This is a genomic window from Methylophilus sp. DMC18 (genome assembly GCF_056314005.1).
The window spans coordinates 322,163-344,665 of sequence record NZ_JBQUZE010000004.1; the positions used below are offsets into that span (position 1 = coordinate 322,163).

21 protein-coding genes are annotated in these 22,503 nt (G+C 53.6%); 5 read left to right on the plus strand and 16 right to left on the minus strand.

The features are described 5' to 3' along the window. Nucleotides 1-6: 6 nt before the first annotated feature. Together ACT53G_RS11460 and ACT53G_RS11465 are read left to right on the plus strand one after the other, a co-directional pair. Nucleotides 7-897, plus strand: a complete 891-nt coding sequence (locus tag ACT53G_RS11460) for a transglutaminase family protein (RefSeq protein WP_476169465.1) — start codon at nucleotides 7-9, stop codon at nucleotides 895-897. 66 nt (nucleotides 898-963) lie between these two features. Further along, nucleotides 964-1,641 carry an HAD family hydrolase gene (locus ACT53G_RS11465; RefSeq protein ID WP_313984929.1) on the plus strand — a complete coding sequence of 226 codons (678 nt, stop codon included), beginning with the start codon at nucleotides 964-966 and terminating at the stop codon, nucleotides 1,639-1,641. A 5-nt stretch (nucleotides 1,642-1,646) separates the two neighbouring features. On the opposite strand, the gene tmpT is transcribed toward ACT53G_RS11465, so the two are convergent. From tmpT to ACT53G_RS11530, 13 genes are all read right to left on the minus strand, one after another. Continuing rightward, nucleotides 1,647-2,309: a thiopurine S-methyltransferase gene (gene tmpT, locus ACT53G_RS11470; RefSeq protein WP_476169466.1), complete on the minus strand. Its 663-nt coding sequence runs from the start codon at nucleotides 2,307-2,309 to the stop codon at nucleotides 1,647-1,649. A gap of 72 nt (nucleotides 2,310-2,381) precedes the next feature. After that, a complete protein-coding gene (locus ACT53G_RS11475) occupies nucleotides 2,382-3,629 on the minus strand; it encodes a hypothetical protein (protein ID WP_313984935.1) in 1,248 nt (415 codons plus the stop codon). A gap of 198 nt (nucleotides 3,630-3,827) precedes the next feature. Further along, nucleotides 3,828-4,136, minus strand: a complete 309-nt coding sequence (locus ACT53G_RS11480) for a hypothetical protein (protein ID WP_313984937.1) — start codon at nucleotides 4,134-4,136, stop codon at nucleotides 3,828-3,830. Between the two features lie 86 nt (nucleotides 4,137-4,222). Further along, the gene (locus ACT53G_RS11485; RefSeq protein ID WP_476169467.1) at nucleotides 4,223-6,253 is read right to left on the minus strand and encodes a M3 family metallopeptidase; all 2,031 of its coding nucleotides are present in this window, start codon (nucleotides 6,251-6,253) and stop codon (nucleotides 4,223-4,225) included. 126 nt (nucleotides 6,254-6,379) lie between these two features. Continuing rightward, the gene (ptsP, locus tag ACT53G_RS11490; RefSeq protein ID WP_313984942.1) at nucleotides 6,380-8,131 is read right to left on the minus strand and encodes a phosphoenolpyruvate--protein phosphotransferase; all 1,752 of its coding nucleotides are present in this window, start codon (nucleotides 8,129-8,131) and stop codon (nucleotides 6,380-6,382) included. Further along, on the minus strand, nucleotides 8,132-8,401 hold the full coding sequence (locus tag ACT53G_RS11495) for an HPr family phosphocarrier protein (protein WP_476169468.1): 270 nt from the start codon (nucleotides 8,399-8,401) through the stop codon (nucleotides 8,132-8,134). Nucleotides 8,402-8,412: 11 nt separating this feature from the next. Beyond that, nucleotides 8,413-8,820, minus strand: a complete 408-nt coding sequence (locus ACT53G_RS11500; protein WP_194748958.1) for a PTS sugar transporter subunit IIA — start codon at nucleotides 8,818-8,820, stop codon at nucleotides 8,413-8,415. Nucleotides 8,821-8,841: 21 nt separating this feature from the next. Continuing rightward, entirely contained in the window at nucleotides 8,842-9,723 is an 882-nt protein-coding gene (gene rapZ, locus ACT53G_RS11505; RefSeq protein ID WP_338655754.1) for an RNase adapter RapZ, read from the minus strand. 19 nt (nucleotides 9,724-9,742) lie between these two features. Then, nucleotides 9,743-10,693 (minus strand): HPr(Ser) kinase/phosphatase, encoded by a 951-nt coding sequence (hprK, locus tag ACT53G_RS11510; RefSeq protein WP_194748956.1) that lies wholly within the window; start codon nucleotides 10,691-10,693, stop codon nucleotides 9,743-9,745. Nucleotides 10,694-10,825: 132 nt separating this feature from the next. Continuing rightward, nucleotides 10,826-11,152, minus strand: coding sequence for a ribosome hibernation-promoting factor, HPF/YfiA family (gene hpf / locus ACT53G_RS11515; protein ID WP_194748955.1), 327 nt, complete (start codon nucleotides 11,150-11,152; stop codon nucleotides 10,826-10,828). A 185-nt stretch (nucleotides 11,153-11,337) separates the two neighbouring features. Further along, complete coding sequence (gene alkB, locus ACT53G_RS11520) at nucleotides 11,338-11,976, minus strand: DNA oxidative demethylase AlkB (RefSeq protein ID WP_476169469.1); 639 nt, start codon at nucleotides 11,974-11,976, stop codon at nucleotides 11,338-11,340. A gap of 15 nt (nucleotides 11,977-11,991) precedes the next feature. Further along, complete coding sequence (locus ACT53G_RS11525; RefSeq protein ID WP_338655752.1) at nucleotides 11,992-12,900, minus strand: polysaccharide deacetylase family protein; 909 nt, start codon at nucleotides 12,898-12,900, stop codon at nucleotides 11,992-11,994. A 27-nt stretch (nucleotides 12,901-12,927) separates the two neighbouring features. Then, on the minus strand, nucleotides 12,928-13,515 hold the full coding sequence (locus ACT53G_RS11530) for a hypothetical protein (protein WP_275357889.1): 588 nt from the start codon (nucleotides 13,513-13,515) through the stop codon (nucleotides 12,928-12,930). 252 nt (nucleotides 13,516-13,767) lie between these two features. Here ACT53G_RS11530 and ACT53G_RS11535 point away from each other — a divergent pair, with 252 nt between their 5' ends. From ACT53G_RS11535 to ACT53G_RS11545, 3 genes are all read left to right on the plus strand, one after another. Continuing rightward, nucleotides 13,768-15,000 carry an MFS transporter gene (locus ACT53G_RS11535; RefSeq protein WP_275357888.1) on the plus strand — a complete coding sequence of 411 codons (1,233 nt, stop codon included), beginning with the start codon at nucleotides 13,768-13,770 and terminating at the stop codon, nucleotides 14,998-15,000. Nucleotides 15,001-15,016: 16 nt separating this feature from the next. Beyond that, nucleotides 15,017-15,376 carry a DUF4186 domain-containing protein gene (locus ACT53G_RS11540; protein ID WP_194748951.1) on the plus strand — a complete coding sequence of 120 codons (360 nt, stop codon included), beginning with the start codon at nucleotides 15,017-15,019 and terminating at the stop codon, nucleotides 15,374-15,376. Between the two features lie 137 nt (nucleotides 15,377-15,513). Next, nucleotides 15,514-16,095, plus strand: a complete 582-nt coding sequence (locus ACT53G_RS11545; RefSeq protein WP_313984966.1) for a hypothetical protein — start codon at nucleotides 15,514-15,516, stop codon at nucleotides 16,093-16,095. Between the two features lie 504 nt (nucleotides 16,096-16,599). Here the strand turns inward: ACT53G_RS11545 and ACT53G_RS11550 are convergent. Genes ACT53G_RS11550 through ACT53G_RS11560 form a run of 3 tightly spaced genes read right to left on the minus strand, consistent with a single transcriptional unit; the run spans nucleotide 16,600 to nucleotide 22,321 of the window. Next, entirely contained in the window at nucleotides 16,600-18,039 is a 1,440-nt protein-coding gene (locus ACT53G_RS11550; protein WP_228518856.1) for a TolC family protein, read from the minus strand. Then, nucleotides 18,029-21,217 carry an efflux RND transporter permease subunit gene (locus ACT53G_RS11555; RefSeq protein WP_476155994.1) on the minus strand — a complete coding sequence of 1,063 codons (3,189 nt, stop codon included), beginning with the start codon at nucleotides 21,215-21,217 and terminating at the stop codon, nucleotides 18,029-18,031. The genes ACT53G_RS11550 and ACT53G_RS11555 overlap by 11 nt, the downstream gene beginning before the upstream one ends. Before the next feature lie 21 nt (nucleotides 21,218-21,238). Next, nucleotides 21,239-22,321 (minus strand): efflux RND transporter periplasmic adaptor subunit, encoded by a 1,083-nt coding sequence (locus ACT53G_RS11560; RefSeq protein ID WP_275357881.1) that lies wholly within the window; start codon nucleotides 22,319-22,321, stop codon nucleotides 21,239-21,241. Nucleotides 22,322-22,503 lie beyond the last annotated feature (182 nt).

Here is a 22,503-nt window from a genome sequence, read left to right on the forward strand (position 1 = left end):
ACCCGCATGCGCTATCAGGTCGAACACCAAACCATTTATCGCTACGATGTGCCTGTGATTCAATCGCAGCAATTACTGCATTTAATGCCCCGGCAAACCGCATTTCAGCAATGCGTTTCTTATACGCTGGCCTGTGAGCCGCAGCCGGCGGAACAGTCGCGGCGGCTGGATTTCTTCGGCAATCACAATGACTACTTCACGCTACTGACACCGCACCAGTCACTCGAAGTCACCTCCAGATTCCAGGTCGATATCCAGCCACGGCCAAAGATGGCTGAGCTTGTGCAAAGCCCGCCCTGGGAGCAGGTGCAGACTTTGTTAAAAGATCAGGACACACACCACCTGGATGCTGCGCCCTATGTGTATGCCACCAGGCGCGTGACCTGTAGCGAAGCGCTGGCCAGTTTCGCCCTGAGCTGCTTTACCCCGCAGCGACCGTTGCTAGAAGCCGCCATGGCGCTGACGCAAAAAATTTATACCGAGTTTGAATTTGATCCACAAGCCACCGATGTCTCCACCCCGCTGGATACGGTGCTCAAAGGCCGCCGCGGGGTGTGCCAGGACTTTGCCCATCTGATGATAGGCGCGCTACGCTCTACCGGCTTGGCCTGCCGTTATGTCAGCGGTTATATCCTTACCCATCCACCCGCAGGCCAGCCGCGCCTGGTCGGCGCCGATGCATCGCACGCCTGGGTGTCTGTCTATTGCCCGGTCTATGGCTGGGTAGACTTTGATCCGACCAATAATTGTCTGGTCCAGCAAGAGCACATTACCGTGGCCTGGGGCCGCGATTTTGGTGATGTCTCACCTATGCGTGGCGTGGTGCTGGGTGGCGGTCAGCAACAACTCAAGGTCAGTGTCACCGTCACGCCGTTGGCCTACGCCGAGCAAGCGTGATATTCCTGTGATCCCACCTGCAAAGACGCGATAAAATAACGCTTTGTTCGCCTAACGGGTTTGCCAGTGATTAAAGCCGCAATTTTTGACATGGACGGTCTGCTGATCGATTCTGAACGTATCATCATGCAAGGTTGTATTGAAGCCGCCGCCAGCATAGGCATTACCTATACCGAGCAGCAATATGTGCAACTGGTGGGGCGGATCTGGTCAGACTCCAGCCGGATCATGGCCGAGCAACTGAACGGCGAACATCATATGCAGCAGGTGATTGCTGGCCTGAACACCTATCTTGATGCACGCAACCATGTGTTCCCGCTCAAAACGGGTGTGCTTGAGCTATTACAGTTTTACCGTGACGCAGGCATCACCTGCAGTGTCGCTTCTTCTTCCCCCATCCCGCATATTACCCACCGTCTGAGCCATACGGGCGTGCTGGATTACTTTGACCATGTCACTAGTGGCCAGGAGGTGCAGCGCGGCAAGCCCAACCCGGACATCTACCTGCTGGCCCTGGAAAAACTGGGCTTGCAGGCAGACGAATGCATTGCGTTTGAAGACAGTGAACTCGGCGCACAAGCCGCTATTGCCGCAGGCTTGCGCGTGATTGTGGTGCCTGATTTAAAACAACCGGGCGACCTGGTGCGGGCACAGGCGTTTCATGTCGTGGAAAGCTTGCTGCACTGGCATCAGCATCATGATGCGCTCATGGGCTGCGTGCCAAGCGCCGACATGGCTGAGTGACGTTCCTAAACTCGTTCTTTTGCCTGCAACAACCAGACTTGCTCTTGTGCCGGGCATTTGCCCTTAAGGCCACCCGCCAGCTGTACATCGGCCAACAGGCTTAATCTAAAGTCCTGGCCGTACAGTTGTTGCACTGCTTGGGCATCGACACTAAATGGTGGTCCGGCTTGCAGCGACTGGTCGTAGTCAAAACTCACCAGCATTTGTTTGGCGTGCGCGGTCAAGGCGGTCAAATGCTGACTGTAGCGTGGGCGCATGTCGGCGGGCAGGGCCACCAGTGCGGCGCGGTCATAGACCGCATCTATCTGACCCACTTGCGCCTGCTTCAATTGCGTCTGGCTGAGGGCAAAAAAGTCGCCATTAAACACAGTCAGTGGCCCGGCACGGTAACAGGTGATCGCCCCCATCTCGTCTACTTCTGGCGTCAGCGCCAGCTCTTGGAACAACGCTTTTACCGCGAGTGGGCTCAGTTCTATGCCCACCACTTGTAGTCCTTGGTCTAAGAGCCAAGGGATATCCAGCGATTTTCCGCACAAGGGCACAAAAATACACTGCCCAGCCGTTAATGCCAGATGATGAAAGTGGCTGACCAGCAGCGGGTTGGCTTGGTCGAGATGAAAGCCAATTTGCTGGGTTTGCCAGCGACTGTGCCAGAATGCGTGATCCATACAAAATCCTTGGTCTAGGCGTCAAAGCCTGAGCGTAAAGAGCTTAAGTATAGATCAACTTGTGCGCGTCTGTTATTTCCCTGTGCGCTGACTCAATCTTGCCTGTTGCTCCAGCACGCCTTCTTCCACCCCGGCGGCCTCTGTTAGCTTGGCTACATTATCCCGGGTGAAAAAGCCATCAAAGCCGTCATAGCGTTGTACATATTCAATAATTAGCGAGGAGTGCTCCGAGGCATTGGAGAAAATCTGTTTCAGGCCTTCTTCCTTGGAGCCAATCACATCGAGCAGAAAGCCTTTGCCCTGGCTGGCAATGGCATCGACGACAAATTCGATATTTTCCTTGCCGTCCCGGGTGCCATCTTTGACTGATAAGGCGATATGGTGCAAGCGCGGGCCATAGTTACGCACAAAGGTCTCGGTCGGCGAGGGCAGTTTTTCCAGGTGGTTCACAAAATAAGGCGTATTGTTGGCGGTAAACACTTTGGCCGGGCTCTTGGTTTCTGGGAAACCATGCACGCTCTTGGTGACATTGGTGGAGGAGTTCTGATCCCAGATGTTATAGGCGCCCCAGAAAAAGTAGCTGGACCAGGACAGGTATTCGAGAATCGCCACCTCACGGTTTTGGCTATAAACGCGGGTGGCCAGGTGATCCACTGGCAAAATCAAATCGTCTATGCGCAGCTTGGCCTGCAGGTTTTTAGCCTCTTCATACGCGGCTTGTACATCGGCGCGGATGGTACTGATGCCCAACGCATACACGCGTAATTCATCCGGCTCGCGTTTCATATAGCCAACGATATTATGCGTGTAGGGAGAAGGTTTGCTGATCGCCACATTGCCCGGCAATTCCAGTTTGCGCACTTCGTCCTGGGTAAAAAAGCGGAATTCGCGTTCTTCCTGTAACTTCACCACCTCGTGCATATTGGTAACGCGGATGATTTCACCCATGTAGCGGCTATTTGGTTTGCGCGCCCCAACAGGATAGATCTCGTTGAGTGCGCGGAAAATCCCCCTGAAGTTAGGGTCTTTCACCTCTCGGACCAGTAAATCCGGCGAGTCGAGGTCTATGCGCAGAATATGCGTCCAGTGCTTCTCACTCTCCAGTGTCACCAGATAATGGTAAGAGGTCATTAAAGACAGTTCGGCGATGTACTGGATCGAATGATCAGGGTCTACCGTAATCATCAGCGCATCGATTTCCTGAATCATGTCGGTCAGCCCGAGCTGGTCGCGCTCTTCGAGCAGCTTTTGCAAATACTCTTCAAAAAAGGCGGAGTTTTGTTTGTCGCCGTGGCGGGCAAAATCGAGAGAATTAATCATGAGGCTCCATCAATGCATCTAAAACCTGAAATAAGCAAGTGGCGTTCCTACTGGGGGACGTTGGCTAAATATTGCGCACAATGGCTTGTGCTTGCGGCCCGTGCCCTGCACTTGCTGTGCGCGGGATATTTGAAAATGACACAGGGCAGCGATGGCTGCCCTGTTTTAGTGCTTGTCTGAGGTTCGCGTGGCCGCAAATTAGCGGCCCTTGCCGCTCAGTGAACCCCGCTTGAGGATGGGATCGTCAAACGCGATGCAACGGCCGACACCCAAAAAGCTGGGCCGCATACCCAAGGGACAGCTATTACTCCGCTCAAATTGCTCGACTTTGACTTTGGCTTCCTCGGCTTTTTTGGCATCCTTAAACTCCCAGTAGCCATTGGCGTGCAGCACCACTTCATCGCCATTGGCGGTTTTGGCTTGAATATCATCTGCTTCTTCTTTGGCGGCAAACGCCACCGCCGGCAACAAGGCAATCAGTAACACACAGAGGGGCAGACGAGACATTTTTAATCCTTAAAACGATCTGGCTAGCATAGCGGGTGCGTGTAAAAAAGCCAAGTGTCAGACACTTGGCTAGATGTACAAAGTGATTAATTTGCCATGCCGTTGTGGCGTAACAACGCATCCATACTCGGCTCGCGACCTCTAAAGGCAACAAAAGACTCCATGGCCGGACGTGCGCCACCTTGTGCCAGCACCTCGTTTTTAAAGCGGCTGCCTGCCTCGGCAGACAACACGCCCAGCTCTTCAAATAGGCTATAGGCATCCGCAGATAGCACTTCTGCCCATTTGTAGCTGTAGTAGCCTGCGGCATAACCGCCTGCAAAAATATGGCTAAAGCTATTGGGGAAACGGTTCCATTTCGGCGGACGCAACACGGCCACTTCATCACGCACCTGTTCGAGCACGTCGAGTGCCGTCTGCTTGCCTGCCGGGTCAAAGCTGCTGTGCAAACGCATATCAAACAATGAAAACTCGATCTGGCGCACGGTTTGCATGCCGGCCTGGAAGTTTTTGGCGGCGACCATTTTGTCGAACAGTGCGCGCGGCAGTTGCTCACCAGTGTCGACATGCGCCGTCATATGGCGCACCACGTCCCATTCCCAGCAAAAGTTTTCCATAAACTGGCTGGGGAGTTCGACCGCGTCCCATTCCACGCCCTTAATGCCGGAAACACTGTATTCCTCGACCTGGGTTAGCATGTGGTGCAGGCCGTGACCAAATTCATGGAACAGCGTGATCACTTCGTCATGGGTGAACAGCGCAGGTTTGTCGCCAACGGGTGCCGAGAAGTTACAGGTCAGGTAGGCAACCGGCAGCTCAATGCCATTGGCAATTTTGCGGCGGGTAATGCACTCATCCATCCAGGCGCCCCCGCGTTTGCCTTGCCGCGCATACAAATCCAGATAGAAATAGGCAATCGGCTGGCGCTGCTGGTCGCTGATCTCATAAAAACCCGCATCCTTATGCCATAACGGCGCATCGGTTTTGCGCACCTGCACGCCAAAAATGGTTTCCACCACTTTAAACAGGCCTGCCAGCACCTTGTCTTCGGGGAAGTATTGTTTGACTTCCTGATCGGAAAACGCGTATTTGTCCTGGCGCAGCTTTTCGCTGATGTAGGACACATCCCAGGCCTGCATGTCGCTAAAGCCCAGCTTTTCGGCATAGGCCTTGAGTTCGACCATGTCTTTTTCGGCATAGGGTTTGGCCCGCTTGGCCAGGGTGTCCAGAAATTCAATCACCTGTGCCGGCGTATCTGCCATTTTGGTCGCCAGGGACAGTTCAGCATAGTTTTTAAAGCCTAACAGTTGCGCTTCTTCCTGCTTGAGTTTGAGCAGGTCAGCGATCAGGGCTGTGTTATCCCATTCGGGTTTACTGAATTCTGAGGCGCGCGTGGCATAGGCCCGATACAGCGTTTCACGCAGGGCGCGGTTGTCGCAGTATTGCATGACCGGCATGTAAGACGGGAAATGCAGCGTAAACAGATAGCCGGTTTTCTCCTCGGCTTTTGCGGCTTCGGCGGCCGCTTGCAGCGCGTCTTCAGGCAAGCCCGTGAGCTCGGCTGCGTCTGTCACCAGATGCTTGAAGTCGTTGGTGGTATCGAGGATATTTTCTTCAAACTTGCTGCCCAGTTTGGACAGTTGTTCGGCGATTTCCTTGAAGCGTACTTTTTCGGCTGGCGGCAGTTCGGCACCGCCCAGTTTGAAGCCACGCACTTCGTTGTCGATAATCTTGCGTTGTGCCCGGCTCAATTGTGCGTAACCTGCGCTGGCCTGGATGGCTTTGTACTTGGCGTACAGGCGCTCATCCTGTGACAGGTCGCTGTAAAAATCGGTCAGTTTGGCCAGGTTTTCATTATAGGCTTCACGCAGTTCTGGCGTGTTGACCACGGCGTTCATGTGTCCGACCGGCCCCCAGCTGCGAGACAGTCTTTCCGAGTAGTCTTCAATCGGCTGCACAAAGTTTTGCCAGTCGGGCGTCTCGCTGGCAGTCGCCAGGCGCTCTACCAGGGCGCGGCCTTCTGCCAGTAACTGGTCAATGGCGGGTGAGACGTGCTCTGGACGGATATCGTTAAATTTGGGCAGGCCACTAAAAGCAAGTAATGGGTTGGTGCTCACAGCAAATCCTTTGTTGAATGCGATAGATGATAGAGGCGTATTATTCGCCAAATGTTCGCATTTGGCTCATTGTATATATTGATGATGGTGATGAGTTTTGTTTAATACAAGGGCATCCGTGCAGCGTTAGTGCACTTCGCCATTTAATTTTTTAATCAGCGGGTCAATTTTCTCCAGATCATTGAGCGACAGAATTTTTCTGGCTTGTTTGGCCAGCACGTTTTCTTCGCTCTGCAGGATTTGCGACTTCACGCTCAGGATATGCGCCGGATGCATGGATAACTGGCGCATGCCCATGCCGACCAGCAAGCGCGTCAGTTTGATGTCACCCGCCATTTCGCCGCAGACCGAGACCGGCTTGTCATATTTGGCGGCGGCGGCAATCGTCATCTGGATCAAGCGCAAGACGGCTGGGTGCAAAGGGTTATACAAATGTGCCACCGCATCGTCGGCACGGTCAATCGCCAGCGTATATTGAATCAGGTCATTGGTGCCTATGGACAAAAAGTCCAACTCCTGCGCAAAGGCGTCAGCATTGATGGCAGCGGCCGGTACTTCGATCATGCCGCCGATAGGCACTTGCTCGTCAAACGGGATGCCTTGCTGGCGCAGCGATTCTTTGGCACGGGCGAACAGCAGTTTGGTTTGCCGCAGTTCTGCCAGGTTGGACAGCATGGGAATCAGGATTTTCACCTGGCCATAGTGCGAGGCACGCAACAGGGCGCGGAACTGGCTGTGAAAAATATGCGGCTCGGCCAGGCAATAGCGCACGGCACGCAAGCCCAGCGCAGGGTTGATGGCCGTCACCACTTCATCCGGGTTCAGTTGCTTGTCGGCGCCAATATCCAGCGTGCGGATAGTGACCGGCTGGCCTTTCATGGCCTCCGCCACATGTTTGTAGGCTTCAAACTGCTCCTGCTCATCGGGCATTTCGGTGCGATTCATAAACAGGAACTCGGTCCGGTATAAGCCTACGCCGACGGCGCCCGAGGCTTTGGCGGCAACCACATCGTCCGGCACTTCAATATTGGCCAGCAAGTCAATCGCCACCCCATCCACGGTGACAGCTTTGGTGGTTTTAATCCGTTGCAGCTTTTGCTGGGCGAGTTGCCACTGGTTTTGTTTGAGTTGGTATTCCGCCAGCACCTCAGGGTCAGGATTGACGATGACCACGCCTTCGCTGCCATCGACGATCATCAGTTCGCCGTCATTGATCAGGTCACGGGCGCGCTGCAAGGCAACGATGGACGGAATATTCAGGCTACGGGCCAGAATCGCCGTATGTGACGTAACCCCGCCGACATCGGTGATAAAGGCTGCAAACTGGTGATGTTTGAACTGGATGGCATCTGCCGGGGAGACATCATGCGCCACCAGAATCATGGCGCGCTCTTGTCTGGCTTGCAGTTTTTTCTCGCTGGCGGCGAGTTGGTCGCGGCCCAACAAGACCTTGATCACACGCTCGACCACCTGCACCACATCCTGCTTGCGCTCACGCAAATAGGCGTCTTCAATCGCGTCAAACTGGGCGACGATATCATCCATTTGCTGTTTGAGCGCCCATTCGGCGTTGCACAGCTCATTACGGATAATGGCTTTAGGCGCTTCTGACAATGATTTGTCAGTCAGCATGGCTAAGTGGGTATTGATAAAGGCACTTAGTTCAGCCGGGGCATTTTTGGGCAGTTGTGCTTTGAGTTGTTCCAGGTCGTGCTTGACCAGACCGATGGCGCGTTCAAAGCGGGCAATTTCCTCGTCGATGGCAGACGCCTCAATTTTGAAGTGCACGACTTCGAGCAGGGCATGCGAAATCAGGTGTGCATGGCCGATGGCAATGCCACTCGATACACCGACGCCATGCATGCTAAAGCTGGTCAATTATTCACCCTCGCCAAAATAGTCGTTAACCAGTGCTTCGAGTGCGGCCAGCGCCTGCTCTTCATCCGGGCCGGTGGCTTCAATGTCAATGGTGCTGCCCTTGGCGGCGGCCAGCATCATCACGCCCATAATGCTTTTGGCATTGACTCGACGGCCATTCTTTTCCACCCAGACTTCGCTCTTGAACTGGCTGGCAGTTTGGGTGAATTTGGTGGAGGCGCGTGCGTGCAAGCCGAGTTTATTGATGATTTCTAAAGAAAGTTTGGCCATGTTTTATGTGGTTATTGTGCGTGATGACAAGTGGTTTTGGTAAAGTGGACAACGCCGTCGCGGCCACCGCTGAGGGCCTTCTGGATGCAGGAGTGCAAACCCTCGTGACGGTAGTTGAGCACGCGCACCAGCATGGGCAGGTTCACGCCAGCCACGCCCTCGGTCTCGTCTGGTGTCAGCAGTTTGGTGACGATGTTGCACGGGGTTGCACCATAAATATCTGACAACACCAGCACCCCCTGGCCACTGTCCAGGCTTTGCACCAGTGCCTGCGCCTTGGGCAGTACCGTTGCCGGGTCATCATTTTTTGAAATTTCCAGATAATCCAGCTGTGCCGGGCGGTTGCCCATCACATGCGTGGCGCAGTCAATCAGGCTGGGTCCCAGGCTACCGTGCGCAATAATCAAAACACCAATCATAAATGTACTTTCAGAGTCTCGTTACGGGGTAGCGATCGCGGCGGCATCCTGCAGTTCGCGGTGGCGAATCATGACTTGATGCTGTTGCTTGAAATACGCCCCCAATTGTTCCACCAGATAGACGGAACGGTGTTGCCCCCCGGTGCAGCCGATGCCTACCGTGACATAGCTGCGATGGTCGTGATAAAAGCTTGGTAGCCATTTTTCGATATAGTGCTGAATGTCTTGCTGCATTTCAAGCACCTGTGCTTCATTTTGCAAAAACTGCTGTATCGGCGCCTGCGTGCCATTGTAGGGTCGCAAAATCGGATCGTAATGCGGGTTGGGCAGGCTGCGCACGTCAAACACAAAGTCGGCATCGAGTGGAATGCCATGTTTAAAGCCAAACGAGATAAACGACAGCACCAGGGAATGCGAGCGGGCGGGCAAATAGCTTTGTTCAATTTGCAGCATCCAGTCCCGGGTGTGGTTGCGCAAGGCATTGGATGACAAGTTGCTGGTATCCACATGGTGGCCCAGATTATTCAGGCCAGACAGCAAATCACGCTCATGTTTAATGCTCTCGGCCAGTGCTTGATCTGGCGTGCTGAGCGGGTGTTTGCGCCGGGTTTCAGAGAAGCGCTTGACCAGCGTCTCCAGGCTGGCATCCAGAAACAGCAGATGCGCGGCAATGCCCTGGCTCTTGAGGGTTTTCAGGATGTCGGGTAAAGACTCAATCGCAATGCTGCGGCTATCAATACTCACCGCCACTTTGGCCGCATCACGGTTGGCTACATGGCTCTGGATATGCGGCAGCAAGGTGGCAGGCAGGTTATCAATGCAGTAATAGCCGCTGTCTTCAAACACGCGCAAGGCAATGGTTTTACCTGAGCCGGAGAGCCCGGTCACAATCACCAGTTGCATGTGCTTAACCCTGTGGATGTCATCGTAATTTGCTTTCTCTGAGCATGATCTGTTTTTGCCGCTGTGTCAGTTGTTTGGTGGCATTCACGCCACGCAACAGCAACATGTGATTGCGTACGGCGGCTTCTACCAGTACCGCAATGTTGCGTCCGGCCGCAATCGGGATAATGACCTTGCTGATCTCTACATCCAGCACTTGTTGCGTCTGCCGGTTGGCACTGAGCCGGTCCAGGTCTTGCGGTTTCAATTCGTCGGCCAGCTCCAGCTGTATCATCATATCCAGCGGCTTGGTTGGTTTGACTGCATTATCGCCATAGAGTGCGCGGATATTCAAAATGCCAAGACCCCGCACTTCCAGAAAGTCTTGCAACAGCTCCGGGCAGCGGCCTTCAATGCGTTCGGGCGAGACCCGGTAAAAATCCACAATATCATCTGCCACCAGCCGGTGTCCCCGTGAAATCAGCTCGAGCGCCAGCTCGCTTTTACCAATCGCCGCACTGCCGGTAATCAGCACACCAAAGCCTTGTACTTCCATAAACACACCATGCAGGCTGGTGGTTTCTGCCGTCGCCACTGCCAGATAATGGCTGAGTAATTCCATGAGTTGCGGGCTGATCATGGGTGTCGTGAATAAGGGGGTTTGCGATTGTTGTGCGGCTTCCAGCATGACCGAGGGTACTTTTTCACCATTGGCGACCACGACCATGGCCAGGTCGGTTGAAAACAGGTTGCTTACCGCCTGTTGCATGGCCAGGATGCTGAGCCCACCGAGGTAGTCCATTTCGGCACAGCCCAACACTTGCACCCGGTTGGGGTGCACAAAATTCAAATGCCCGACCAGAGCCAGTGAAGGCTTGGTCACAGTGCCTGAATTGAGAATTTTCTGACCGCCAGACTCGCCTGCTACCCATTTCAATTTGAGTTTGCTGCGAATCTGCTTGTATAAATCGGCTACGGAGATTTGAGCCATAAGTTGTTAACGCATCAACAAAGTGTTGGACTCATTTTACAACTGAATTGATTCGGGTGGCGTGAAACGGCGTAAAAGTAGCGGGGGCGGGGTGAATTCTCTACCCGGTCGGGTAGAGAATGGCGTTAAGGCTTATGAGCTTAACTGGTGTTTCACAGCGCCACCGGATTTGTGGTGGTCGCCATTTTTTTCCTTGTGTTTCACGACCTGGCGGTCAAGTTTGTCGGTCAGCATGTCGATGGCACTGTACATGTTTTCGTCTGAGCAGGCGGCGTGTAAGTCGTTGCCTGGCACATGCAATGTCGCTTCAACCTTTTGGGCAAGCTTTTCAACAGACATGGTGACTTTGACATCAATCACATGATCAAAGTGATTGCTGATACGCGAGAACTTGGATGATACGTACTCGCGCAGTGCTGGAGTGATTTCTAAATGGTGTCCTGTAAGTTGTAAATTCATGACAAACTCCTTGTTTTCGGAAAGGGTCTTATCAGGGTTTTGCTGGATCATTCAGCAAATGTTGGATAGATAAGACAGTTTCAGTTTACTCTTTTGAAAAACAGATGCAACCCGGAAGTGAGCGGGGTTTTTGATCTTCATCAGCGTTTATGCGGCTATTCTTAAGGCGTTGTCAGGGCGAGATGCTAACGCGCTTTTCTCAAGGTGAGGTTAATGCGTTGCGGGCCAATGAGCGGGTGCTGCCCAAGCTGAACTGGCGCGACACCATGATAAAAGCGCCGGCTGGCGCCGCCCCAGACCACCACATCGCCATGCACCAGCGGGATTTTCACCGGCTTGTCCGTCCGCCTGGGGCCGCCAAATAGAAACGTGGCGGGCAGGCCGAGCGACACTGACACAATCGGCTGCGTAAAATCCTGCTCATCTTTATCTTGATGCAAGCCCATTTTGCTGCCGGGAGCATACACGTTGATCAAACAGCTGTCGGGCACAAAGTCGGCATAGCCTGCCTGCTGCGCGGCGGTCGCAGCCAGCTGTAAAATCACCTCCGGCATCGCTGGCCAGGGTTGATGGTTGGCGGGGTCAGCCGCCTGGTAACCATAGCCAGCCGCACTGCCTACCCAGCCCCAATCACCCATGCTGCTGGTGCGCACTGACATCGGGTAACCCATGGGCGTCATCATCTGCCGGGGTGGATGGGCAGACAGATGCTGTGCCAGACAAGACCAAAGCACTGGCATGCAGGGCAGCGCAAAGCCGGATAGCCAGCAGGCACCCGGGGCCAGCATCACTTTAGAGGGGGTGTCTTGTGCAAATAAGTCCATGCGTTCTCGCGGCGATTAGGGCATCCACACCAACGTGACATTTTTCTGTTTTGCCAGTCGCTGCATGTGGGGAATGGCGCGCTCCAGTTGCAACAGGTAGTCTGCAGCCGATTCCTGATGAAATCCCAAGACCATGACGGCAGGGGCATGGTTCAATAAAGCTTCAAACAGGCGCAACAGTTGTTGCGTGTTGGTGTAATCCGCCAGGGCGGCGTTATCCGGGTATTCCATCAATTGATAAGACAAAGCATACGGTTGTTCCAGCGGTGTGCTGCCCGCATGCAGCTGTTGCAATCCCTTGATCAGGGGACTGTCGCTGGGCCAGCGCGTGGTCAGCAAACGCGCATCAATGCGCGAGCTATCCCAATAAAAGCCATTCGCAACCAGTGCGGCTTGCAACTTGGGCCCCAGTTGCCAGGCGCCGGCGCGGAAATGCCGGGGACGGTTAAAGCCGTTTTGCACCATCAAATCACTGCTGCAATGCACCAGCCGCGTCAGCTCGGTCTCGCTGTAAGCAAACTCCAGGCTGACAGAATGACCGCAACTGGCCTGTCTGCAATGTTCATCGCGGCCAGAAATCGAGGGCGTGGCCTGATAGGTGAGCCCGCAATACTCAACCAATGTGCGCATGGGGTGCAGATGCAATCCCACCGTGTCCTGCGGTAAAAACGTGCTGCGAATCAGGCTGCCTACCTGGGCGCGATGGACCCCAGGCTGGATAAAATAGACCGGATTGACCAAATGCAACATCGGAATGTCTGGAAACTGCTGCCGAAAGCGTTGCATGGCCTGTAGATTGTCTTCATCCAGCGACAAGCCTTCCCAATCGACGGTGATCCAGAGTTGCATGGTGTCCGCCGCCATGGCGGGGGATGTCAGCAGTAATGCCAGTCCCAGCAACAGTCTCTGGATCACGATGCGCATCTTAGCCTCGCATGAGCTTCTCGAGAGTTATTCCTGGGGACACTTGATGGTATGGTTCACAATGTTTCCATCCACCAGATGGATCGTTTCCTCGCCCAAGCGGCATTTATTGTCGGCGTCCATGGTCCAGGTATTTTTATAGGTTTGTTTATAACGCGTATTGTCCCAAGACCAGTGCGTCTCACTCCCTGCCGCTGCATCGCCGTCGGTTTCGCCCAGTTTTTGGTAGCCATCAAATTTTTTGTCTAATACGGCCACCTTGATTGCGGCAGGGGTATGCCAAATGAGCTTGGCCGCCGCCCCTCTCATTTGAAACAACCACACCGGGCAAGCGGCATCGCGGCACAGGCAAGCATGTGCTGGTTTCACCAAATAAGCTTTTGCCGTTTTGCTCAGGCGTAACACTTGCGTTTCCAGTAAAGCGGCAGGCTTGGATTCCCCGCAACTGGCACTATTGGCCACCGACGGCTCTTGCGCCAGCAAAGTCACGATGGCCGAAGGCATTTTTGCCGGTTGCCTGAATGGCTCTTTGGTGACGAAACTTTCCTCTGCATGTGCGCAAAGCGTCACAAACCAGAGAAAACACAAACTGAATACTGAAATACGTGATGTCATGAAAATAAACCTTTAGTTAAGGGGCAGACTGCTTGCGATAGCAGGCCGGCATCTTACCCGATTAAATCTTGCCGCATTTAATCGGTTGCTTAAGACTTGCGGGTGCGCCCCATCTATATCGGCAGAGTCGCACGGAGTCAACGACGGCTCATCAGCGTTACCGCCTACTGCCTGATTCACCGCACCCGCTTGCAGATTGTAGGCGATTTTGCACGCCGCAGCCATGTGAAGCGATAGCGTATAATCTTGCCTATGTCTTTGTCCATCCGCCAGATTCTTGCCCATCAGGGCTATGCATTCCCCAAGTTGCTTGCCTACCGCATCCTCATGGTGCTGTCGTACCAGATGATGATGGTTGCCATCGGCTGGCATATCTACGAGTTGACACACGATCCCTGGTCCTTGGGGCTGGTCGGCCTGGCAGAAGTGGTCCCTTACATGGGTAGCGCACTGTTTGCGGGGCATGCCGTGGATCATTACTTCTCGCGCCGCGGTTTTGCCGCCGTGTCGGCTTTTTTTCTGGCGGTGAACGCCGGGTTACTGGTGATGATTACGCAACAACAGCCCGCCCATACTGCCTGGTGGATCTATGGCACGGTCTGCCTGACCGGCTTTGCACGTGCGTTGATCTCCCCCAGCTATAACACGCTATTTGCCCTGATTATCCCGCGTGCCTCCATCGCCAAGGCCTCTGGCATCGGCAGCTCCATGTTTCAGATTGGGCTCATTGTCGGTCCCGCCATCGGCGGTTTGCTGATTGGGTTTGCTGACAAATCTATCGCTTATGGGCTGTCTGCACTGCTGGCATTGGCCGCATGTGTTGCTGCGCTGGCCTTGCGCGTGACCGAGCACCATAGCCATGAGCCAATGAAAGTCTTTGCCAGCATCGCTGAAGGCTTGCGTTTTGTCCGCCGTACGCAAGTGGTGCTCGCCGCGCAACTGCTCGATATGTTCGCCGTGCTATTTGGCGGTGCTGTCGCCATGCTGCCTGCCTTTGTGCACGATATCTACCAGATGGGCCCCGAAGGCCTGGGGTTATTACGTGCCGCCCCCGCACTGGGCGCCATTGTGTCCGGCATCTGGCTTGCCAAACACCCGATTCATGAGCACAGTGGCCGCTGGCTGCTGTTTGCCGTGGCCGGTTTTGGTGCGTGCATGATTGCATTTGGCTTGTGCACCAATTTTGAATTAGCCATGCTGATCCTGGCCATCTCCGGCATGATGGACGGCGTCTCGGTGGTGTTACGGCAAACCATTCTGCAACTGGCCACGCCCGATGGCATGCGCGGCCGCGTCTCGGCCATCAACGGCATTTTTATCGGTTCTTCCAATGAGCTAGGTGCGTTCGAGTCCGGGCTCACCGCCAGACTCATGGGGTTGGTGCCCTCGGTGGTGTTTGGGGGCTGCATGACGCTGGCAGTGGTAGGGGTGACGGCGTTCAAGGCGCCAAAACTGCGAGATCTGCACCTTTCGCAGTTGCACTGATTGTGGTGTGTAGGCCATGCGCGATCTCGAAGCCTTGTTTCAAGCCCTGCAACGCTCCGATTTTCGCGCACGGTTCAAATTAAACCCTAAAGACCAGCACTATTTGCAACAAAAAGGGTTGGCGGTGGTGCTAGACCATGCAGAAAAATTTATTGCCGAGCGGCTGGCCCCGGCTACTCCGGCCAATGACGGTCAGCAAACGCCGATGCGCGGACATCCGGTGTTTGTCGCGCAACATGCTACCGCTACATGTTGCCGGGGATGTTTATCCAAATGGCACCAGATTCCTGCTGGCCGAGCGCTGACCCTGGAGGAACAGGCGTATCTGGTGGTGGTGATTGAGCATTGGCTGGCGGCAAACTTACAGCAAGCTTAATTTGGCACCGTCTTTGCGAACATTCGGGCTGCATCAATATCAATCATTCAGGCAAATCGGTTAAGATGTTGCGCGTGGGTGAGCGGTGGCGAGGGCCACTACTGCCTCTATCTTTAGTTAGTGGAGCGTGTGTTGCAATGAATAAAAAAATGATGCGGATTGTCACCCTTGCCATCGCGGTAATCGCGTTTGCCTGGGGGATTTATGAGATACAGATTCCGCACAAGATGGTGGCTATGGCCGCATTTGCCTTGACGCTGATGGCGCTGGCGGTGAATTATTTTGGCATTGAGGTATTTGAGAAGCAGCATCGTGGCCTTTCCCTGGGCATGCTGATTTTTCTGTTTGGCTTTTATGCGGTCATGAATGAATACAAGCCTGCCGGTACGATATTGACGGTGGACCAAACCCGCTATGAAGTCGGTGCACAATTGATGGAGGTTGACGGCAGTGCGGCTTGCGGCAGCCTGAGCGATGCGCGCGAGGCTTTGCGTGAAGCGGCCAAGAGCTGTTTCGCGTTGTCTAAGGACAAGCGCGTCATGTGGTTTGGCAACAAATCAGTCCCGCCGCGCAAACCAGCAGATTTTGGTTTGACCGTGCCAGCCAGCCAGCAACCTTTAGACGGTTGTGCAGCTTGGGTCGCCGTCATCAACCAGCAATGCCCGACCTATTTGGGCGCACTGGACCAGCGCTCGCTGGATAACCTGCTCGGCAAATAAGCACCCATTCTAATAACTTGCCCGTGGCTAGCCTGTTTGGTTAGGCACGGGTGAGTGCTTGTCAGCGTCATCTACACGGCGTAATTTTAACGCCGACGCCTTCTGTCCCTCAGACTCTCTGCCACAGCGCTCGTTACGCACACGCCTGTTTAAACAGGGGTGCCTTCATCCTGCAGCAAGGGTATTTGTCATGGGGAGGGTCGCTTTTGAGCGGATTGGGTGAGTGGTGTTTACTCGTTATTCAACTTAGGCTGTGTACCATATGCATCGTTAAGGCAGCACATGTGCCATGTAGCCTACTTGCGTGCCGAGGTCGATTGAGTGCTCTCAAGCATTGCTACGCTCAGGTGGTCTAGGTGACTTAGACAAAAGGGATGGTTGAAGGCGTGGATTGATTTCGCAGGACAGCAAAAACAAAGGGATTCCGTTTTGCGGAATCCCTTTGTTTTGTCAGATCGCCTGCTTTAGCCTGGGCGATCTGCTTAGGCTTGGTTTGGGTTACGCTTAACGCCAGCCACCGCCCAAAGAGCGATAGAGATTGATCATGGCAGACATCTGTTGCTGCTTGGTGTCTATCAACTCCATTTTGGCATCCAGCGCATCACGTTGCGTCAGCAGTACTTCACCGTAATCCGCGCGGGCATTTTTAAACAGCTGGTTGGCCACGTCAATCGACTGCGTCAACTGGTTAACTTGGTCGGTTTTCAGGCTGAAGTTTTTGCTCAGGTTATCGACGTTGGCAATTTGATTCGCCACTTCCATATAAGCATTGATGATGGTTTGCTCATACTCGTAAGCTTTTTCAATTTGCGAGGCACTGGCATTTTTATACTCGGCAATGATCGCGTTCCGGTTGATCAATGGCCCCATCAAGCCCGCGCCCAGTGAAGCGCCCAGTGCATCTGGGATATTCAGCAAATACTGCGGCTTGAAGGCCTGAAAGCCCAGTCCGGCGTTCATGGTGAACGAGGGATAGAAGTTAGCCCTGGCCACATCAATATTCAGCTTGGCCGCTGCCAGTTCGAGCTCGGAGCGACGGATATCCGGGCGGTTGGCCAGCATTTGTGATGGCAGGCCAGTCTCGACTGCTTTGGGCTGTAGTTCCATGAAGCCATCGCTGTTGCGTGCAATTGGTTGCGAGGTGCGACCCAGCAGCATATTGATGCGGTTCTCAGCCTCGGTAATTTGCTGCTTGATCACGTACTGCTTGCTCTGGTTCTTTTTCACTTCGGCTTCAAACCGTTTGACCGCAAGTGAGGTTGAGCGCGCGTATTTCTGCAGTTCACGAATCACATTGAGCGCATTCTGCTGAATCTCAATGTTTTTTTGCAGCGTCAGCAACTGGTTATCCAGCGCGACCAGCTCGTAGTAGCTGTTGGCCACCTCAGCCACCAAATTGGTGACCAGGAAGCTTTTGCCTTCTGTGGTCGCCATGTAGTCGAGCACGGCAACTTGTTGTGCATTACGCAGTTTGTGCCAGATGTCGACTTCCCAGGAGGCTACCAGCCCAAACTGATAGTCGCCAAGAAAGGTCGGGAAGGATTGATTATGAATCTTGAGGCCATCTTCGACCGCACCCAGCCGGGTAAACTTGCTGGTTTTTTCATAATTGATGCCACCACCGGCATTCACAAAAGGCAGGTAAGCACCGCGTCTGGCCTGAATTTCGTTCTGCGCCATCGAAATACGCTGCGCCATCATCTGGATCTCTTTATTGTTGGCCACGGCCGTATCAATCAGAGAGACCAGATTCTGGTCCTGGAAGAACTCTTTCCAGCTCACACTGGCACTGCTTTGGGTGTCGGCTGCGGCCGCTTTACCACTATATTGCGCGGGTAAGGCGGTGTCGGCCTCCTTGGTCATGATGTTGGGGATCGCACAGGACTGCAGCATGGCTGCAACTGCACCGCTTACCAGCCAATACAGATATTTATTAGTGGTCATGTTCGTCTTCTTCTTCATGTCTGTTGTACTCGTAGGACTCAGTCAGTGGGTTCTGATCTTCCTTGCGGATCAGCGTTTTACCGTCCGCCAAGCTGGCGAATATATAGTAAAGGCCAGGAATCACGACCACACCAAAGAGCGTCCCGAATAACATGCCGCCCAAGGCCGAGGTACCGATGGTCCGGTTACCAATCGCACCGGCCCCGGTCGCGACCGTCAATGGAATCAGGCCGGCAATAAAGGCAAACGAGGTCATCAGGATCGGTCTGAAACGTGCTCTTGCCCCGGCGATGGCGGCCTCTTTGATGGAAGCGCCTTTTTCACGCGCCTGCACCGCAAATTCCACGATCAGCACCGCGTTCTTGCCAAGCAAGCCTACCAGCATGATGAGGCCAATCTGCGCATACACGTCATTGGCCAGCCCGGTCATTTTGAGCAACAGGAAGCTGCCGAAAATACCTGCGGGCAAGGACAGCATGACCGCAAACGGGATAATGAAGCTTTCATACTGGGCGGCCAGCACCATGTAGACGAATACCAGCACCACCATGAAGATAATGATGTTTTCGTTACCACGACGCTCTTCATCAAAGCTCAGGCCTTCCCAACCAACCGAGTAGCCTTTAGGCAATGACTTGGCCGTTTCTTTAATCGCGTTAATCGCTGAGGCGGTGGTGTAGCCAACGGCTGGTTCAGCACGGACAGCCGCAGAGTTAAACAGGTTGTAACGGGTAATCTCGTTAGGACCCTGCTGTTTCTTCATGGTCATGAAGGCTGAGTAAGGCACCATCTCGCCATCTTCATTGCGTACATAGTAGTTCAGGATGTCGCTAGGGAAGCGGCGGAACTCAGGCGCAGCCTGGGTATACACCCGGAAGTAGTAGTTAAAGCGGATGAATGCCAGCTCAAAGGTACTGCCCACCAGCACGTCGAGGTTGTCCATGGCATCGGCAATCGTGACTTTTTTCTGCATGGCACGTTGCGGATCAATGATCAAGTCGTACTGTGGATAGTTGGCCGCATAGAATGTAAACAAACCGGTTAGTTCTTTGCGTTTTGCCAGGTCCTTCATGAAGTCTTTGTTGATCTCATCAAACTTCTGGTAGTCCAGCGAGCCGGTTTTATCCAGCAAGCGGAAGGCCAGACCGGAAGCGGTACCATAACCAGGCACTGCAGGCGGCTCAAAGTACTCAATCCGCGCACCAAAGTTTTCGGTGGCTTTTTCGAGCAACTTGAGCACGTCAGCCACGGTCTCTTTACGCTCTTCCCAGTCCTTGAGGTTGATAATACACGTCCCCGCGTTAGAGCCGCGCCCTTCGGTCAGCACCTCGTAACCCGCCAGGGCGGTCACAGACTGCACCGCAGGGATTTTTTTCGCTACTTTTTGCAGCTCTTGTGACACCTGATAGGTGGTCTCAAGGGTAGAGCCTGGTGGCGTCTGGATAATCGCATAAATCATGCCCTGGTCTTCGCCCGGAATAAACCCTTCCGGGATGATTTTAACGATGGAAACAATCCCGAATGAGAACAGCCCGATCACGAGGAAGGTCAAGGCACGTTGGGTGACCAGTTTGCCGAGGAAGGCCGTATAGTAGTCGGTCACCTTGTCAAAGCCCTTGTTGAACAGATCCAAAAACAGGTTGATCGGGTTACGGCTTCTGGGCTGGCCATGCGTATTCTTCAAGATCATCGCGCACAGCACGGGAGTCAGGGTCAGCGCAATAATGCCTGACAACACGATGGAGGACGCCATGGTGATCGCAAACTGGCGGTAGAACACACCCACCGGACCCGGCAGGAAGGTGATCGGCACAAATACCGAGGTCATCAGCAAGGTGATCGCGACCACTGCGCCGCCGATTTCACCCAATACACGTTGTACCGCGGCGTAAGGGCCGACATGGTCAGAAGCCATTTTGGCGTGCACCGCTTCCACCACCACAATCGCATCGTCCACGACCACCCCGATCGCCAGCACCATGGCAAACAGCGTAATCAGGTTGATACTCAAGCCGAAGGAGCTCATCACGGCAAACGCCCCGATCAGCGAGATGGGCACCGCGATCAACGGAATCAGGGTAGAGCGCCAGTCACCGAGGAAAATGAACACCACCAGTGATACCAGCACAAACGCTTCAACCAGCGTATGCAAGACCTTGTGGATAGAAGCATCTACAAAGCGTGACACGTCGTAGTTGATTTCATAGGTCATGCCAGCCGGGAAGGTGGGTTTGAGCTCTTCCAGCGTTTTCTTGACGTTTTCAATCACTTCTTTCGCGTTGGTGTTGTAGTTTTGCTTCAACACAATCGAGGCAGAAGGATAACCGTCTTTGTTGGAGTAAATGTCGTAGAACTCACTGCCCAGCATGACTTTGGCAATGTCTTTCAGGCGCAGAATCTCACCTGAGGGTGTGGAGCGGATCACAATATTTTCGTATTGCTCAGGCTTTTCATAGCGGCTGGCGCTATACACCAGGGTGTATTCTTTGGCTTGCGCCTGCAGCCCCGAGCTTTGCCCCAAACGGCCGGGACGACCAATCAAACTCTGGTTGGACATCGCATCCATGACTTCTTTGGAAGACACGTTGTAAGCCCGCATGCGGTCAGGGTTTAAATACACCCGCATGGCATATTGGCGGCTACCCAAAATCTGCGCCCAGGCAATGCCGTTCACGCGCTGGATTTCAGGAATCACGTTAATTTGTGAGTAGTTGTAGAGGAATTTCTGGTCCGCGTTTTTATCGGTACTGTACATGTTCACGTACATCAACATGCTGGGCTGTACCTTGTTCAGGATCACCCCTTCCAGTTGTACCAGCTGTGGCAGACGGTTGATGACCTGGTCCAGCCTGACCTTGGTGTTCACCATCGCTTCGTTCGGGTCTACCCCCTGGTCAAAATAGACCTGGATGGTGGCTTCACCCGCACTGGTCGCGTCGGACACGATGTATTTCATGCCGGGCACACCGTTAATGGCGCGCTCCAGTGTAATCAGTGACGATTGCACCAGCACGCTGGCGCTGGAGCCAGGATAAGCCAGGAAGATCAATACGCGCGGTGGCGCAATGTCTGGAAACTGCTCGACCGGCAGACTTTTAATGGACAAGAATCCAGTAAACGTCAGGAGCAGGGACAGTACGATGGCCAGTACTGGGCGTTTGAGGAATATGTTAAGCATATGTGTTCACCTGATGTTTCGTTATTCTGCGTACAGCTTCAGTTCAGGAACAACCTTGTCGGGTGTTTTAAAGTCCTCAATGATCTTGTCACCTTTGGTGACGCGGCGCAGGCCTTCAATCAACACATGATCGGTGTCTTGCAGGCCGCTCTCGATGATGGACATGTCTTGAATGTCAGCCGCCACTTTAACCAGTCGTTGTTCCAGTTTGTGATCCTTGCCCACCACGAACACATACTGTTGGTCGAGAATTTCAAAAATCGCTTTTTGTGGAATCAGCATGGCGTTTTTGTAAGGGATATCCATCATGATGTTACCGGTCTCGCCATGACGTAACAGACGCTCAGGGTTCATGAAGCCTGCCCGGAACTCGATGTTACCGGTTTTGTTGTCAAAGTCGGCTTCGATGGTTTCGATGACCCCCTGTTGGTTAAACACCTGGCCATTGGCCATGCGCAGATGCACCTTGACCTGTTTTTCATCTTCATGACGGGCTTTAAAGTCCAGATACTCGGATTCTGGCACGTTAAAGTAGACCCACATTTTGCTGATGTCAGACAGCGTGGTCAGCAAGTCACCCTCTTGCATCAGGCTACCTTTCCGCACAAACAGGTGGTCCATGATGCCGTCAAACGGCGCATTGATGTCGGTAAAGTTCAAGTGCGTCTGGTGCAGGTTCACTTCAGCCAGCGCCTTGTCGAGTTTGGCTTTGGCAATCGCCAGCTCGTTTAGCGACACAACATTTTTTTCGGCCAGCGCCTTGGTGTTTTCGTATTCAATCTGAATGGCATTGGCCTCAGCCTTGGCGCGCATCAATTCCGCCTGGTAGATATTCGGCATGATCTTGAACATGGGCTGGCCAGCTTTGACATATTTGCCTTCGTCGACAAAGATATCCTGCAAGTAGCCACGCTCCAGCGCGCGCATTTCAATATGCCGGATGGCATGAATCTGGCAGACATACTCTTTAATCAGCGTGGTGTCTTTGCGCATCGGGGTGGTGACTTCCAGTTTGGGAAGCTCTTCCTTGGGCGCTTCTTCTTTATGACAAGCGCCTAGCAGGGAGCCAAGCAAGCCTAAAACGATTAAGTGCTGTTTCATCATAAGTGTGTTCTTATCTTAATTAAATTGAAGAGGAATACTGGTTAAACAGCCATCTGGCATCTTGTAGGCGTATGCCGCCAGGGAATGTTCACCCACCGTTGGACTCTGGGCGCCAGTACCATGTCACCGGGCATGATGCAGGACAGGGAGGGCGCATCGGTTACAAACACTATCAACTTGAA